The sequence below is a fragment of the Vibrio sp. ECSMB14106 genome (assembly GCF_000972265.1).
In the GTDB taxonomy this organism is placed as follows: Bacteria; Pseudomonadota; Gammaproteobacteria; order Enterobacterales; family Vibrionaceae; genus Vibrio; species Vibrio kanaloae.
This window is the reverse complement of record NZ_LAUM01000027.1, coordinates 68,598-84,412: the sequence shown is the minus strand read 5'-3', so window position 1 is coordinate 84,412 and position 15,815 is coordinate 68,598. Positions and strand designations below refer to the sequence as shown.

Annotated in this window: 10 protein-coding genes; 8 read left to right on the top strand and 2 right to left on the bottom strand. The window is 42.6% G+C overall.

What is annotated here, in order from left to right; all coding sequences use genetic code 11:
- Positions 1-1,468 (bottom strand): tandem-95 repeat protein (locus WR49_RS16805; RefSeq protein WP_046224770.1); only part of this gene is annotated, 1,468 nt, incomplete at its 3' end.
- A 180-nt stretch (positions 1,469-1,648) separates the two neighbouring features.
- Between WR49_RS16805 and WR49_RS16800 the strand changes: the two genes are divergently transcribed.
- The 8 genes from WR49_RS16800 (at position 1,649) to WR49_RS16765 (ending at position 14,605) form a co-directional block, all read left to right on the top strand.
- On the top strand, positions 1,649-2,002 hold the full coding sequence (locus tag WR49_RS16800) for a hypothetical protein (RefSeq protein WP_046224769.1): 354 nt from the start codon (positions 1,649-1,651) through the stop codon (positions 2,000-2,002).
- Between the two features lie 11 nt (positions 2,003-2,013).
- Positions 2,014-3,363, top strand: coding sequence for an HlyD family type I secretion periplasmic adaptor subunit (locus WR49_RS16795; RefSeq protein ID WP_046224768.1), 1,350 nt, complete (start codon positions 2,014-2,016; stop codon positions 3,361-3,363).
- A 3-nt stretch (positions 3,364-3,366) separates the two neighbouring features.
- On the top strand, positions 3,367-5,595 hold the full coding sequence (locus WR49_RS16790) for an ATP-binding response regulator (protein ID WP_046224767.1): 2,229 nt from the start codon (positions 3,367-3,369) through the stop codon (positions 5,593-5,595).
- The gene (locus WR49_RS16785; RefSeq protein ID WP_046224766.1) at positions 5,570-6,994 is read left to right on the top strand and encodes a TolC family protein; all 1,425 of its coding nucleotides are present in this window, start codon (positions 5,570-5,572) and stop codon (positions 6,992-6,994) included. The genes WR49_RS16790 and WR49_RS16785 overlap by 26 nt, the downstream gene beginning before the upstream one ends.
- Positions 6,984-8,570, top strand: a complete 1,587-nt coding sequence (locus WR49_RS16780; RefSeq protein WP_046224765.1) for an ATP-binding cassette domain-containing protein — start codon at positions 6,984-6,986, stop codon at positions 8,568-8,570. The genes WR49_RS16785 and WR49_RS16780 overlap by 11 nt, the downstream gene beginning before the upstream one ends.
- Positions 8,567-10,705: an ATP-binding cassette domain-containing protein gene (locus WR49_RS16775; protein WP_046224764.1), complete on the top strand. Its 2,139-nt coding sequence runs from the start codon at positions 8,567-8,569 to the stop codon at positions 10,703-10,705. The genes WR49_RS16780 and WR49_RS16775 overlap by 4 nt, the downstream gene beginning before the upstream one ends.
- Before the next feature lie 108 nt (positions 10,706-10,813).
- Positions 10,814-11,188, top strand: coding sequence for a hypothetical protein (locus WR49_RS16770; protein WP_046224763.1), 375 nt, complete (start codon positions 10,814-10,816; stop codon positions 11,186-11,188).
- Positions 11,189-11,401: 213 nt separating this feature from the next.
- The gene (locus WR49_RS16765; RefSeq protein WP_046224762.1) at positions 11,402-14,605 is read left to right on the top strand and encodes a response regulator; all 3,204 of its coding nucleotides are present in this window, start codon (positions 11,402-11,404) and stop codon (positions 14,603-14,605) included.
- A gap of 109 nt (positions 14,606-14,714) precedes the next feature.
- Here WR49_RS16765 and WR49_RS16760 read toward each other — a convergent pair whose 3' ends face one another.
- Positions 14,715-15,773: a hypothetical protein gene (locus tag WR49_RS16760; protein ID WP_017058428.1), complete on the bottom strand. Its 1,059-nt coding sequence runs from the start codon at positions 15,771-15,773 to the stop codon at positions 14,715-14,717.
- Positions 15,774-15,815: the final 42 nt, after the last annotated feature.

The following is a 15,815-nucleotide window of genomic DNA, read 5'->3' as shown; positions in this document are numbered from 1 at the left end:
CATCAGAGATATCGAAGCTGATATCGATGTCACCATTGAAGTTCTCATCGGGTGTGATGGTGAAGCTACCGTCATCGTTTTGAATAACAGTGGCATTGCCACCAACGCTTAGCCCGCTCGCTGTCAGGTCATCGCCTTCCACATCTGATGCTTGCGATAACAGTTGCTCTTGGCTCAAACGAATCGAACCGTCTTCGTCGACTGAGTACGCTAGATCGCCCGACACAGGGGCATCATCAACGGCAGTTACGCTCACATCGATGTTGGCAGAGACCGTATCGGTGCCGTCAGAGACATCGAAGGCGAAGTTTACGTCGCCATTAAAGTTTTCATTCGGCGCAAAGGTGTACGTACCATTACCGTTGTCGGTAAGAATACCGTCGCCACCATCGTAGGTCACACCTTCGACCGTTAGATTGTCACCTTCAATGTCTGTAGCACCAGAAAGAAGGTCTGCATCGGTGAAGATGAGCGTGCCATCTTCTTCTATTTCAAACGTTTTGTCTTCTGGTACAGGCGCGTCGTTGATAGGACGAACCGTTAGATCAATTGCGCTGCTTATTGTTTCTTGTCCGTCACTGATATCAAAAGTTAGGTCAAGTTCGCCATTGAAATCAGTGGAAGGAACCACCGTGAAAGTACCGTCGCCATTTTCTTGAACCGTTGCATCTGCGCCGACTTGAACATTTGAAGCAACCAGCTCATCACCATCAACATCACTTGCGTATTCGAGTAATTGTTCTTGAGTGAATGTTATGGATCCATCTTCATCCATAATGTAAGCCAGATTTTGTTCAGCTTCTGGTGCATCATTTTCGCTTTCCACTTTGATTTTAAACGTTTCATTTACCGTCTCTGAATCAAAGTCATCTTCTACTTCACTGATGGTTTCTTCGTCAGAAGCTTCAACGTCAACGGCAAATGTCTCTTCTACCGTTTGTGAATCTAAATCATCGCCCGTTTGCTGCTCATCAGATTCCGAAGCCTCCGCGCTAGGCGCCGCTGATGTTCTTGCGGCTTGGCCTTGGTCTTCATTACCTTCGGCATCTGAACCGCCTTCAGAAGCGGCAGCGTTTTCGCCACCGACAGCTTGAGCGCCGGCACCTGAACCACCTCCACTACCCGAGGCATCATCCGAACTGGCATCAGAAGCGGCACCACCAACTACATTAGATTGGGCATCATCTGAACCTTCGTCACTTTCTGGCGTCTCTTCTTCTGCAGAACCACCAGAAGCCGAGGCCTCTTCTTCATTACCTGCGCCACTTGGATTATCTTCCAACGCTTGGTTAACTTCGTCTGCTGCGTCCGTGTTTTCAGCACCTGTCGCTATCGTCGTCGCTATCGTGTTCTGTTGGTTTTGTTGATTCTGCTGCTGGGAGGGCGTACCCGCGTCGTTCGTGTCCGTCTGTTCTACCGCGTCATTGAGATCTTCATTTTGGTTGTTTTGGTTATTTTCGCCTGCCATTACAGCCTCCGTTGCTACTAGCTAACTAATCGTATTTAGAGGCATTAAAGGACACCATTTTAGAAAACCAAGTTTTTATACAACAATTTTCATAATTTCTAGGCGAGAATAATCAAAAAAAATTGAAAAGCACCTTCGAATATCCTTAGTTATTGTCATTAAAGCAATTTAGGCAGTGGAATGATGATAGACATGACAAATTTATTGCGTTCAATCAAGAACAACCACAAAGGGCTGCAATTGCTATTAAGCGAATTTTGTAAGGATTTCTCAGACGCTGCCATAAATATAGAGACGCTTCACAAAGGTAATCATTTCGATGAACTCAACTGCTACTCAAAAAAATTGAAGGCGATACTAATTTTACTTTGTGACCAAGATCTTCCCCCCCAAATGGCAAAGTTGGAATATTTGAGTAAACACCACTTTCCTGTTCCGGAAGATCTTTTGGAAGATGTCAAAACCGAACTACAAAATGTCAATCAACAGATCAAGCATTTGTTAGATATGAAGGACGTAGTAGATGACAAATAACCGAGGCAGTCATGAGTAATAACCAAATAGAGCATCACCTCAGAAAAGCATTGGTTTCTAACAACGATGCTTCTAAGGTCACAGCGGACGACACCATAGTGCTGGCTAGTGCTATGACCAGCGTTCACAAAACGTTGCTCATCATCTTTCTCCTCGCTTTAGTTGCTATCGCTGTAGCGTCGCAGGCACGTATCGATATTGTCGTTTCTTTGCGTGGAGAGTTGTTGTTGGAATCTGACGTTGAGAAGGTCCAGCACTTAGAAGGAGGTATTCTAGAAGAGTTGCTAGTAAGGAAAGGTGAAGTCGTTTACGAGGGGCAGCCTATCGCGAGAATACGCTCTCTTGATCGTAATACCCAACTCGATACGGTTAATACAGAAATCATTCAGCTAGAGCTAGACAAAATTCGCTATGAGAGTTTACGAGATATGAAGAAGCCAAACTTTACTGCTTTCACTGAAAAATATCCTGATCAGGTTCAAGTAAACATGAATACGTGGCAACAAGAATTCTCAAAAAACCGCTCTAATGAAGAGCTCATCACTCACGATATTAAGCATAAAAACTCTCTAATAAGTTCGATGTTAAAACGTAGAAAGAGCTCAGAGAACCAGCTTTCTCTGATTCGTAAACAACTCAACATCAAAAGTACACTTTATAAAGAAGAGATGGCCTCATACGTTGATGTTCTCAATATGAAAGTACAAGAATCCAACATGGTACGTGAGATTGAAAATCTTGATGAGTCAGTCATGAATGAGCGTTTTCAGCTCGATAAACTAGAAAAGCAACACCGAGATTTGGTTGAAAATAGAAATTCAGAATATCAAGCACAAATTATTCAAGTGAATAAAGACCTTAAGCTAAAGCGAATCTTACAACCACAACATTCCGATAAAGTTGATCGCCTTATTGTCTATTCTCCGGTCGATGGCGTAGTCGACAAGCTACACTTCAACTTTCGCTCTGCAGTGATTCCGCCAGGCGAAAGCATTGCCGACATTGCACCGATCAATAACTCGCTACACGGAGAAGCAAAGATCCCACGTAAAGACATGGGATTTGTTGAAATTGGCCAAGCAGTGAAAGTAAAAATGGACACTTATAACTTCGCCAAGTATGGCTTTGTTGAGGGGACCATTGCCTCAATCAGTCGTTCATCATACGAAGAAGAGGATGCCGAATTCTATTTAGCAGAGATTGAAATTGACCAAAACTTTCTTGAGCGAGGAGGCACTCAATACAAGTTATCACCTTATATGGAATTTACCGCCGATGTGAAAACAGGGTCACGTCGTGTGATCGAATATGCAGCAAAACCTGTGATGTCTGCCATCGAAGATGCGTTCGATGAGAGGTAATCAATGAGCGGAAAACCTTCATACAACATTTCCGTTCCAGCTCTACGTCTTAGCATATTGTTTAGTGTGGTATTAACCGCGCTCGCTTTCTATTTGTACTTTTCCTGGTCGAAAATAGACTCAGTCGCTCAAGTGCAAAGCGCCCCACTTCTAATAAAGGCTCAAGAACTCAACCAGACTATAGAACTTGATATCCAAACCCTCCAACGTTGTTTAAGAGCCAACAGTTGCAGCAATGATTTGAATCTATCAACCTTAAAAAGCGAAATAGATGAGTTTAGGTCTTTAGCCTCTTTGAACAAAACCGAATTCAGCTTGGTTGGTGCGACCGAATATACCCAAATGGAATTAGCTATTAATCGCTTTGTCGATAGTTCCAAAACACGTAATGACATGCTGGACTTATACCTTTCACTCACTAACAGCTACCTGCAAATGGATGACAACTATCGCAACATGTTTAATAAGCACGCGAGCGACTTGATGTCAGAAAAGAACAAGTTCTTTGTGTGGTTGTTTATGATAGCCGTAATCTTGGCTGTTATTATCGTTATTTCTAACTCAGCAGCTATGTTGAAACTTAAAAAATCCAGCTCAAACGAACGAGAAATAGACTGTGAATTCGATGCCTTATACCAAGAACTCAAGCAGCTCGATTTAAAAAGACTTGAAGAGCTTCTTAACGAAGTAAGCATCAACCCCAAACAACGTCAGATCTACTCTCACCTCAAATTGGTATTCAGTAAATTAGAAGACCAAAAGCGCAATAACGATCTCTACAAGCAACTGTATGCCCTAATAGGATATGAAATTCGCGGAATAACCAATACTATCAATGGTGGCGTGCAATACCTAGTTCAAGAAACAGATGAGAGCGGCGTGTTAATGGCGAAGGACATTACGTCTGCTTCCAATACACTATCAGAGCTTGCTGAAAACTATAACCGATTGATTTCTCAAGGCTCAGAGAGTAAATCTAAAGAATTCTCGCTTTTGAGCGTGCTGTCTGAATTGATGATTCATATCAGTGCGAAAGTTCAGCGTAATGAAAGCCAACTCGACTGTCTTATCTCTGACAATTTACCAAATCGCGTTGAAGGTCAATCCACCAGCTTATTCTGGATACTTTTCTTGCAGCTTTCTAACGCTATTCAGCTCAAAGCTAACAAGAAATTGTTTGTAACGATTGAATCTGGTGCGGCTTCTAATATGGAAAATACGCGCGTCACCATCAATCTTAATTTCCTCTCAACGCTTAATGTATTTGTTGCCAAACTAAATACACTCCATTGGAGTGCTCACAAAGACCACACTTCCAATACAGATGACTTAGCAAAGAGCATTTTAAAAGATTACGGATACTACGAAAGTCGCTGGTTCCAATCAGGCAATCAAGAGCGTTTTCAAGTAGAACTTGATCTTAAGGCTAAAAGCTTCCACACGGAGAAAACTCGTTTCGACGGTAAGCGTTTGATGCTCTGCGCAAATACTCAAATTCGTATTGATGTCATAAGAAAAATGCTCTCCAATTTGGGGCTCGATATCACCGAGATTCGCACTGCTAGTGAGCTATTTTCAGCAGCGAAAACCTTCGGTGAATACGATGCAATAATGCTGACCGATACATTTGAACCCAATAAGCTTTCATCGCTCTGTAAAACAGTTAAATCACAGCTCAAGAAGCACCCAAATACCAAGCTGCTGTTATCCGTAAGCAACACCCAACATGCGCAAGAGTGCCACAGCTTCGTCGATAAAATCATAAACTCACCAGCCATTCCTTACGAATTTATTCCTAACTTACTCTCCATTATGGAAGCGGAAGCATCGCAAGGACAGATAGAAAACAGCTCATTCCTGATCGTCGAGGATGACCGAGTCCAACAGATCTTACTTAAGCGTATTTTAACCAAACAAGAGTACGAAGCAGACACTGTTGGTGACGGTGCCGACGCCGTAAAACACTTCATGAATCAACGTTCCGACATTATTTTTATGGATTGCATCATGCCAGGAATGGGCGGTATAGAGGCAACACAGCGTATTCGACAGTTTGAAAAAAATAAAGATAGAAAACCTTGCACCATTATAGGTGCAACCGCATTGACCAGCAGTAACGAACACCAGGCTTGTATTGAAGCCGGAATGGATTACGTGATCAGCAAACCTTACAAAAGCGACGAAATCATCAAGGTGATCAACAAATATGTGGCGGTACAGAAACTTAACTAGCAGCACCATGGCTGCACTTGCATTAAGTACTACACCTTCAGCATCGGCGACGTCCCTGCTTGAGGCAGTAGAACTCGGCCTGCAAAACAGCCTTTCACTTCGCGCGAGTAATAAAGGTGTCGAAGAGAACGAATACAACATTGGTATCAGCCGCTCTAAGTTCCTCCCTTCGCTTAATGGCGCAGCCGATACCACATGGAATGAAAATGAGACCTTATTACGGAGCGTGCCCGATGAGACCTCAAGCTACAACTCGAACAGCTACAGTCTTTCCCTTTCCCAGTCAATATTCAATCTTGGCGATGTGTTTAAATATGGAACGGCAAAGCTCGACTTCAACATTGAAGAGATTAAACACGAGAACAAAATCCAAGACACCATCTCAGAAGTCGGCTCTCAATATTTTGAGTACTTGAAAAACAACGCCCAGATAAAAGCAACGAAGGTTGAGCTTACATCATCTCAGGCTCGTGAACATCAGATGCAACGTAACGTGGAACTAGGCAACACAGCTGCCAGTGAATTGTACGAAGTGATTGCACAAAAAGAGGGGGTGGCAAATCGATTGAGAACATTACAAAAAGATCGCCAAGTCATTCTCAATGGCCTATCGATTCAGATTCAGTACCCAATCACACCTTCGCAAGATATTTACGAAAGCGTGCCTTTAAAAGAGATAAACGAAACAGAACAACGTTCAATCATGGATCAAGCATTAAAGCTTAATAACGACTTACTTGTGGCTAAGAAAAACGTCGAGAGAAGCCGTAGAAGCTTAAAAGAGAGCGGTTCGAACTTCTTACCCACAGTGTCGCTCTCGGCCAGTTATCGTCATGATGACGCCAATAATTACGATAAGACCGACATAACAGCGACAGGCGAAAGTAACTCAACGAGTGTTGGCTTGAACCTAGCAGTGCCTCTCTTATCTGGTGGTTCTGATTACTACGGATATCAAAAATCCTCGACGGCCATTGAACGTACCGAATTGCTTTACCAAGATTCGCTTTACACCACACGTAACAATGTGAACACCTCACTACTTACCATTAACGACTTTTCCCAGTCTATAAACAGTTATGAAAACATCATTCGCGCTAATTATGCGTCCTACAAAGGGATCCAAAGAGCCTACCAATTAGGTACGCGTACTATCACAGATTTGCTCGCTGCCGAAAGTAAATTATTCAGCGCCTTAAGAGATTACGAAAGCGCACGATATGACTACATCATCGAGACCATCAAGCTCGAAAAAATTAAGGGCGTGCTCTCCGTAAAATCTATAGAAAGTATCATGCAATTGATGAGTGATATTGAAGATCAAGACAGTCAAGAATTAGTGCCTAAACACCTTCTCTCAGCTTCGTCCTTGAAGAAAGGAGATCGCAATGCAAACTAAACAATTTTCTCAAAAGATCAATATGGCAGACAAGTGTTATCTGACTTTCTCCACGATAATTTCCACCCTATTTGGGTTAGTTTTGCCCTTCTCTATTCTGATTATTTTCGACCGTGTTTTACCCAATCAAGCACAAAACACTCTTTTCTTATTGTTCGCTATTATCTTGATTTCTATCTTCCTCGATTACCATCTCAAGAATCAGGAAGAGAAGATCTCATCTGTCATCATGAGGCAATTTGAGACCAACTTAACTAACAAGGTTTTTCAATCCATCTGTTTGGCTGAAATTTCCAAATACCGCCGCTTAGAGCCCGGTGAGTACCTCGAACGCATCTCTACTATTCCTGAACTTAAAACCTTCTTTGGCGGAGAGTCTGTTCGAGCTCTAATCAACCTAGCAGTTAGCTTATTAACCATCATAATAATTGGGCTAATCAACATATGGGCGGGCGTTACTCTTCTAATAGCCTCAGTTATTTTGGCTATTTTCGCATTTAGCCTCTCTAAACAAAAGATTAGTAGCCTGCAAAATAAATCCGATATCGAAGGCTTAACCACATCAAAAATCATAGAGATCATCTCTAGCCCACTGGATATCAAAGCGCGAAACATGGAATACCGCGTCGAAAGCTTGATGACACAAATGGTCGAAGAGCGCGAAGTCGAAAACATCAAATATGAGCAAATTGAATCTAATTTCGGGTTGATATTGGCACTGATCCAACAGCTCTCCATCGCCTGTGTTGTTGTGGTGTTGGCAATGGCGGTTATCAACATGGAATCAAGCCAAGGGATCATGGCTGCAATCATCATGCTAACCAACCGTTACTTTGCCCCCTACCAACAAGTAATGCGTACCGCTAGCCGTTGGGAACTAAATAAACTTCATATACAACGTATCGCGGAACTGCTTGAACTGACGGCTTCAGTAGAACATCAACATGAAACAACAGAAGTGGAACGCATTTCAGTCAAGTACTCTGACAAGCAACGTATCGAATTCGAGCGTGGTCAAGCCTATTTGCTCACGGGGAAAAGTGGTGCAGGTAAGACCCACCTCGCCAACTGTATTACGAGACAAAGCAGCGATGACCATCTGGCAATTACGATCGACGACACGCCTCTGAGTGACATTAACTACAACGTTTGGCGTAACAGCGTGTTGATGGTCGATAAAACGAGCTCGTTCGTAGAAGGTACCATTATTGATAACCTCACCTGTTTCCGACCAAGCCTGAATAACACGGCTTTTGCACTGTGTGAAACCATGAACATCAAGACACAAATCGATGCTCTTCCCGCCGGATTTTACACCGAACTTAAAGGTCACATGCGCAACCCATTCTCACGCCAAGTTGGTTATGCTCTGTTACTCGTCCGCGCCCTGCTCGCTAGCAAGCGCGTATTAATTTTCGACGATATCGATTGTGTCTTTGACGATGAATTTGCCCGAGTGGTGCTGACCAGTACTGCTTATCGTTCCAATGACAAGCTCTTGATCATTGCCAGCAATAAAATGGACAAGCTTAACCACCGCCTCAAACGTGTCAAACTGACGGGAGGTAATCAATGAGTATTCTCGTTGACTTCAACAATGTATCGCAGCGTGTATTGGACTTTGAAGCAATCGGATATAACGAACGCTACAATCAGTCACCTCTGATTCGTGGATTAGCTTACGCATTGATAGCGCTTGAATGGGAAGGTACGCCTGCTATCCTCAGTGATGCGTTTATGCCAAAACCAAAAGACAGCGACAGCTTTACCGCAACCATAGAGCGTCTTGGATACCGTTGTGATGCCACTAAGCTTAAAACACTCGAAAATATCGATAAGCACCCTAATCCAAGCTTTATTGAGATAGAAAACCTCAACGCCATCTTTTTGGGAACAAAAGATGGAAAATTGCTGCTGTTTGATTACACGAATAACAACACTATTGAGTATCCAATGTGTAATAAGCCATGCTTGTTGATTTCTATCAGCGAGTACTCTCGTCTATTTCGCGAACCGCCACCAGAATCTCAAGATAGAAGTCATTGGATCAAATATGCTTTCTATCGCTATAACAATGAATTCAAGAGCTTAATAATTTTGAGCTTCTTCATCAGCGTACTTGGGGCATTACAACCCTTCTTTATTATGAGTGTGTATAATTTTGCGCTCACATCTAGTTCTCAAGTAACACTCTACTGGCTGACCTTATTTGCTATTATTGTTGGCTTCTCTGAATACTTTTTTAAGAAAATGCGGGTCAATATCATTGCCACTTCCGGTAAAGATCTCGCGATGCACATATCCCAAGCCGTTATATCAAAGCTTCTATGGTTGCCCTACGCTATGACATCAACCGCTGGGGTTTCGTCTCAGCTGGCTCGCTTAAAAGATATCGACACCTTCCGACGATTGGTAACGGCAGAATCGACCCTCAGCTACTTTGATATGCCATTCGTGATTGTATTTATCATCGCGATAGCTCTGATGTCTGGCACGGCAGCACTGGTAGTAATGGCCGGCTTAGTCGTAATGTTGGTATTCTGTGTGTACTCTCGCTATATCTACTCACAAGCCACATCCAAAAGCTCTCGTGCCAATGCGATGGTCTCTTATCAATGGAATGAGCTCCTTCGTGGTATCAAGACCATTCAAGGCCTACCTTTGTTGCGTGTAGTTCAATCTCGCTTCAGTGCTTCCCATATGCAAAGCACTAATGATGCAGAGAACGTCGCCGTGACCAACAGCAAAATTCAGGCTGCAGGGGGCAGTTTGATCCAAGTGATTGGCACGGCAAGTATTGTCGCTGCGGTAATCGGCGTAATGGAAGGCACTTCAGATGCTGGTGCCATGCTCGCAACCGTTATTTTGGTTTGGAAGGCATTAGGACCGATCATGGGTATTTACAACTCCATTTCCAAATTCCAATCAATTAAGGCGTCATCAGCTCAGATCAACAACTTGATGTCGATGAATGACGACAAACTGACTTTAGAAAAAAGCCCGCCCATTCGCTTGTTTCAAGGCAGTATTGTGGGCAGTGGTGTGAGCCACCGTTACACAGGGGCAGCAACCGGTTTAACCAATCTTGGTTTCAAGATACCACCCAGAGCAAAAGTCGTGATTTGTGGCCCGACAGGCTGCGGCAAAACAACGCTAATTTCCATCATTGCCGGGTTAGAAGACCGCTATCAAGGCGCGGTATCGGTCGATGGCTACAACATCAAACAATTCAACAGTTATCGCTATCGCACATCGATTAACTACATCCCTTTTAACTTGCACATCTTCGAAGGCTCACTAGAGACCAACTTCATTTTGCACAATGGACTCATTCCAACAGAGGATATGCAAGAGATGATCAGCTTCTTCGAGTTGGATGAATGGCTTCCGGAAGGCTTGGCTACTCAGTTAAGCGTGGATAAATGCAAAGGCCTTCCCAACGGGGTTCAGCAAAAACTGCGGTTAGCGCTTGGCTTAGGTAATTGTGAACAATCTCTGATCATCATTGACGAACCTTTCAATGGCTCCGAACACGAAAACGCACAGTATTTTAATCGTTTGTTCACCGATAAACTGTTGAACACGACCGTGATTTTTTCGACGAATGACCCTAGCTTAATCATTACATCAAACATGAGCTTAGTCCTAGAGTCAGATGGGAACTTGAAATATTTTGGTTTAACAGACAAATACTTAAACAGTTTAAGTTAAAACTACAACCTTTATTCACAATTAAATCTTTAGGTAAACGGATGTAATTGACAAAAACATAAGTGAAAGAGATGATTTACCCTCAACTCACATTTAACTAGGAAGAAAATGTACACATTCGTTGCAGACAAGCTTGATGTATCGTACTTATCCACTATTCCTGAAAACCATCAATTTCAGGACTGCGACGTACCTGAAGAGGAAATCGAACTCCGAGAGGTTGTTGAGGTATGGTATGAGTGTGCATTTCTACCCGCTTTTAACCTTCAGCAAATTGACATCGCAAACAAAGCTGAGCTAGTCGTGATACAAAGCCATGTTTTGAATAACGACACTAGCACTCTCGCCTTCCTGTTAAAAAACAGAGTATATCGTGCCGCACTCCAGCGAATGCTAGGGGTTTGGACATTAGAACCGACTGCAAAATCAGCTCTAGAGCAACTTCTGTTAGAAGTAACTAAAGACAAAAACCATCATCATTAAGCTTTCTTTAAAGTTTCTCATCAATAAAAATACAAAATGAACCGAAGGCCGAACGTCATCAATGGTCAGGAACGGAATACATTGCAAGATAAGCTATAAGATCCTAAGAATTTATACCCCTTCCACACTTCCACTAAGTTTACGGTATCAAAGTTTCCATATTGTCATTTTTATTCTACTGTTTTATATAAAAACAGTAGCACGGATCCTTATATGCCGATTACGGTCTGGAATAGCCTTTCAGTCAAACACAAACTCTTTGGCTTAGTTTTACTCCCCATTTCACTCTTGCTCTTCCTTGCTGGCAGACAGGCTTATATCTTAACAGCTCAGTTAGCCGATTTTGAACGAACCAACCAGCTATTTGTCTACCTTCAGGATGTTTCGGCCTTATCTCGGAGTACTCTAACTTTTAGCTCGGAGGAGTTTGCGACACAAAGTAGCCAAGTCAGAGAAGAACTGAAAAAAGTCTCCCCATTGATTTTTTTAGACGCTTTTGATGAAGTAAATCAACTTGTAACAGACTTCAGCGACGCTACTCTATTTGCGATGGAAGCAACCGATAGTTACGATAAATTAGATGCCCTTGAGTGGCAAAGTGACACGTACAAGCGGTTATTGATTGAAATAGAAAAAGTCCCGTTTGAGAACACCAAACGTGAAATTCAGCAGCACCTCACTGCATTACAACAGCTTGAATGGCTAGCTTTTTGGTCAAATGAGGAATTCAAACTGGGTACCTCACTGATTGAAATATTTCAAAACAGCCAAGAATACAGCCCAGAACTTGCAGAACAAATAAAAACCCTCAGTGAAAGGCAACAACTGTTCCTAGAGCGCTTCGTTTTATTAAATGCCAACGAGGATCAAGTCGCTTTAATGGTTGAGGTGTTTAGAAATGACGTTTTTACTCAAAGCCAAAAAATAAGAAGTGCTTTACTCAACCTCAACGCAATAAGCAAGCTAAGTCCACAAGAAATTTCGGTTGGTTTAGAGGCCATGAACACACGCCTAAGCCTATTACAAAGCCTCGGTAGTGTCATTAAACAAGAGTTCAAACAAGAAGTTGAGCAAGCGATTTATGCCGCTCAGATGCAGAGAATACTGTTTATTTCGATCGTCGCCTCACTCACTGCACTAGTGATGGGGTTAACATTAAGTTTGACAAGGCAGGTCACTAATAACCTTAATTTGGTTCTCAAGTTTTTAAAAAGTGAGAACGATCAAACTCGGCCTTCTTTAGATAAGCTGATACAAGGAAAAGATGAGCTCAGTCTATTTGCTCAGCAAGTGAAACGATTGACCATCGAACAAGGGCTCGCTAAAGAGAAACTGATGATAGCGAAAGAAGACGCCGAAAGAGCTAAAGAGGAGGCAGAACAGGCAAAAGATCACGCAATCCAAGCGAGTAAGGCAAAAAGTAGCTTCCTAGCTAACATGTCTCACGAAATACGTACTCCATTAAATGGTGTTATCGGTATCTCAGAAGTCCTTTCAGATACTCCGCTTACCCCAACACAACGAGATTATGTTGATACCATTGAAATATCATCTCAACTGCTACTGAGTTTAATCAACGATATCTTAGATTTTTCTAAGATAGAATCTGGCATGCTATTAATCAGCCCACATTCCGCATCCATTAGAGAATCAATATACGATATCGCCTCAATTATTGCGCCGAAAGCAAAAGAGCAAAATATCACAGTTAGCGTCGACATCAGCTCAGATACACCAGCTCGAGTCATGCTTGATGATCACCGATTAAGACAAATTCTAATGAACTTTATGTCGAATGCAGTGAAGTTTACCGCAAAAGGTGGGGTGACATTATCGATCCAGACTCTCAGCCAACCTAGCACTAGTGTTACCATTAGGTTCTCTGTACGTGACACCGGCATTGGTATAGATAAACAGCAACAAAAACAAATATTCGAACCTTTTGCTCAAGAGGACAATTCAACCACTCGACAGTTCGGCGGCACAGGTCTTGGTCTCGCCATCAGTACTCAGCTTGTTGAGCTTATGGGTGGTCGAATTCAACTCACCTCAGTTAAAGGGGAAGGCAGTTGTTTCTACTTCGATTTAGAATTACCGGTTGACTTAATGTTGCCGAAGCCAAGTTTAGCAACCGCTAACATTTACATTTTCGGTAACAAAAATGTACTTTCTGAGCGCATAGAAAACGACCTTAATCTTTATGGTTTGAAAGTGACTCAAATAACGGAACATGCGGACGATATTGTTAAGCAAATCAGAACGAAAAAGTACAGTAAATCGACCACTGTCATTTTCGCTGAAGATGATTCGTTTCGAGTTAACGACCATTCCGACGACTTAGATAAACTGCATCAAAACGGCGCTACTATCTGTCTCCTTCGTTCATTTCTCAGCGAATCGGGTGATATGGGTAATAGTGTTACCGCTCAAGTATCACAACCGCTACTTGGCATACGCTTAATAAAAGCCATTGAACTTTGCGACGTACAGGGTTTTGCTGCTCGCTCAGAAGCTAGTCAACAAGATCTAATGCCTCAACATAAAATTCTGATCGTGGAAGACAATAAGATAAACCAAAAGATTGCGGGCCTTCACGTAAGTAAAAGTGGCTTTGACTTCGAATTTGCAAACAATGGCCAAGAAGCCGTGGACATGTTTGCTAATAACTCTCTTTACGCGGCAATATTGATGGATTGTATGATGCCAGTTATGGATGGCTTCCAAGCGACAGTCAACATCCGAAGAATTGAAGAGGAAACAAAAGCAAAACGTCGTACCCCTATTATTGCACTTACCGCCAGTGTGATTGATGATGATATTCAAAAGTGTTTTGATGTGGGAATGGACGACTATGTACCAAAGCCATTCAAGTTCGAAATGTTGGAAGAGAAAATCCTAGCCGCTGTTGAGACAATGCCTTTGCCTTTCACCTCTCATCAAAATTCAACATCAGTAGTGTCAACTGTCATTCCTATTAATAACGCAAGCAAAGCCAAACAGACATTACCAGAAGAAACGGAACAAAACACAGTGCCGAGTAAATCTGAAAAGATACTTCTTGTCGAAGACAATCGCGTGAATCAGAAGGTGGCATCTTTAATGCTGAAAAAAGCGGGCTATGCATTTGAAATTGCAGACAATGGACTAATCGCTGTTGAGATGTATAAGAGCGACAGTAACTTCGACATTATTTTAATGGATTGCATGATGCCAGTAATGGATGGTTTCACCGCAACTCGAGAGATTAGAGAATATGAGAGAAATCTAGGTTTAAATAAAACTCCTATCATCGCGTTAACCGCCAGCGTTATCGATGATGACATTCAAAAGTGCTTTGATTCGGGAATGGATGGGTACGTCGCGAAGCCCGTGAGAAAAGACAAACTATTCCATCAAATAGAAAGTGCAACTTGTTAGACGAGATGACCCACACACGAGTCGCACAGTTCAGCACAAGACATTACAAAAAAAGCCAATCGAATATATCAACTGACTTCTTGTTTGTTCAACGTTGTTATTGAAGATATTACGAGCTTGGCGCTACTCGCTTCTCTTTCAGCTGATCAATCACGTAACCCGGGGCCACTTTCGAAAGCTCAACCAAGCATTCATCCGTTTTCTCATTACCGTAGCGCACGTAAATGTCACACACTGCATACAACTGCTCTGGAGAACCCGATATTAGGTACGCTTTTTCGAACGACTTGGTCGATTTGTCGATATCTAACTCTTCTTGCAATACCCCATTGAGGTACCAGTAATAGCTATTATCTTTCGCTAGCTTAGCGGCCACTTCAATCTCATGTGCCGCTGCGCTCTTGTCTTCAAGGCGAACCAAAGTCAGAGATTTAGAGTAATGCAAAGCTGCGTTGTCTGGTACATGTTTCAAACCGCGATCCAATACATCGACCGCTTGCTGGTCTTTTTTCTGTGCACGGAAGTTATCGGCATAACTCAACCAAACTTGTGGCTCTGTCGCATGAGTATTAATGAGATCCAAATAAACCGTTTCGGCCTTATCCCACTCGTTGTGCCAGCGAAGTACATCAGCAAACAGCAATTGATACTTTTCAGATTCTTGCGTTTCTAGGAAACTAATCAACTCTTTTACTGGTGGTTCGATTTGTGCTTTTTGTTGATCATCTAAGGCATTAAAGTCACGAATTAGATTTGATGTTGCCGTGTGGCGAACCATAGTATCGCTGTCTTTAAGCAACGGAGATACCAATGCCCAGCGATGTTCTAGTTGATAAGGTTCAGACCCAATCACCGACGCTTCACGAACTTCAGGGTCTTGATCTTTCAAACCTCTAACAACAGCCACCAACGCATTTTGGCTTGGGTAAGCGGCCAATTCTTGCAGCGCACCAGTACGGTTTTCAATAGACTGATTCTGATCTTGCGCCATGTAAGACAACTGTTGAATTCGGGTTTGAGTGTCCGTCATTTCAAGCACTTGATTGATATTTTGTGCCGGTGCATCAACAGTTTGTTGAACGCTATTGGCCGCCATCGCTGACGTTGATAGCAATGCGGACGTTGAAATAAATAAAGCAACCGCTGTTGCTAAACTTTTCTTGATCATAGTATTACCTTAAGCTGGAGAACTTAGCTTGTCCCTAGACTC